The sequence below is a fragment of the Paraburkholderia sp. EG304 genome, assembly GCF_046543485.1.
Classification (GTDB): Bacteria; Pseudomonadota; Gammaproteobacteria; order Burkholderiales; family Burkholderiaceae; genus Paraburkholderia; species Paraburkholderia youngii.
On the sequence record NZ_JBKGUA010000206.1, the window covers coordinates 1 to 1,507 of the forward strand.

At 56.3% G+C, this 1,507-nt stretch carries 2 protein-coding genes; one reads left to right on the top strand and one right to left on the bottom strand.

What is annotated here, in order from left to right; genetic code table 11:
- Positions 1-154 precede the first annotated feature (154 nt).
- Positions 155-739 (top strand): hypothetical protein, encoded by a 585-nt coding sequence (locus tag ACLFKU_RS43360; RefSeq protein ID WP_410853342.1) that lies wholly within the window; start codon positions 155-157, stop codon positions 737-739.
- Positions 740-863: 124 nt separating this feature from the next.
- Here the strand turns inward: ACLFKU_RS43360 and tnpC are convergent.
- A partial coding sequence (gene tnpC, locus ACLFKU_RS43365; RefSeq protein ID WP_410853343.1) for an IS66 family transposase occupies positions 864-1,507 on the bottom strand: 644 nt, incomplete at its 5' end.

Genomic DNA, 1,507 nt, shown 5'->3' on the forward strand with positions numbered 1-1,507 from the left:
AATGCCGGGCTATGCGACCGGCGGCTTCTTTTTGCCATCTTTGGGTTCCTTTTGCTGGTCCCTATGACCAGCTCAGGCCCCGACCGTTCCACTTACCGACCTTGTCCGAAATTCCGGCGCCACCTCTAAATTCCCTGCCATCGATCCGTTTCGGGTGTTGATCGTCAGAGCGCCGGCGGATGAAGCAAGTGCAATTCTCGCTGTCTCGCAGATTTTGAATCTTCTCGTGTCGAAGCTTTGGCGCGCAATCGGGGGCGTTCTGGATGTCATTTGGATGATTATCGATAAGATTGGCAGACCTTTCGATAGCATCGACCGAGCGTTTGATCCGCTACTGTGGATTCTTTTAATGATTCTAGGCTTTTTTGCTTTCATACCGATCCATCCCGAATGGTCTGTCAAGGCGGCATGGATCATAGTACTGTTCACCTCACTTATGCGCGCCCGGCGCCCCCTGATGCTTACGTTCGGTTTTATGGTGGGAATTCCCGGAGGGCTGATTGCGCTCCTGCTGGCGACACTTTCCATGCCGTTTGGAGCCGACTTGGCGATGGCCTCATTACTTACCAGCATATCGGCAGAGTCGACCCCTCCCGGCGAGTGGACAACACAGCATTTATTTGCGCACCATGATCGGGATCCGTGGGGTTTAATGCACGGAGTTCCCTATCGGGATCCCGGAAGTCTCAAAGTAATTGCAGATTGGATCAGAGTTCGCGCCGAGCGTACCTGCCCTTGAACCGCCGACAAGTCGATCGGCCGAGTTGAGTCGCGTTCTGCTCTTGGCAGCGCCGCAAGTATCGAAGTGGCGGCGATCGGCGAAAGTCGGTAAGCGGCCAGCAAACCCGTCTTGGCGAACTGAACTAGCGGATGGGATCCGCCGGTTGCCAGCGATGAGGCAGCAATGCTGCGATGTCGCTGGCCTTTTGAGTCGGCAATCGGGTGAGAACGTCCTTCAGGTAGGCATGCGGTTCGTGCCCATTCAGTTGCGCTGAACGTAGCAGACTCATGATGGCTGCGGCTCGTTTGCCGGCTCGAAGCGAACCGGCAAACAACCAGTTCGACCTGCCGATAGCCCAAGGACGTATCTGGTTTTCGACCCAGTTGTTGTCTATGGGCACGTGACCGTCATCGAGATAGCGGGTCAGCGCATCCCATCGTTTAAGACTGTAATCCAGCGCTTTGGCAATTGCAGAACCTTCCGACACCAGCTTGCGCTGCGCCACCATCCATTCGTGAAGTGCGCCGCAGACCGGCTTGGCCCGACTCTGTCGAAGCTTGTGGTGTTCCTCGGCTTGCAGCACTGCAGCGTCGCGCTCGATGTCGTAAAGCGGAGCAAAGAACGGCAGCGCCTGCGCGGCGATCTGACTGCTGTGATTGGCGTGCAGATCGAAGAACTTGCGTCTCGCGTGCGCTGCATATCCAATTTCAGTGATGCCCTGCTGGAATCCAGCCTTGTACCCACTGTAGTCGTCGCATACCAGTTTGCCCTGCCAGTCAGCGAGGA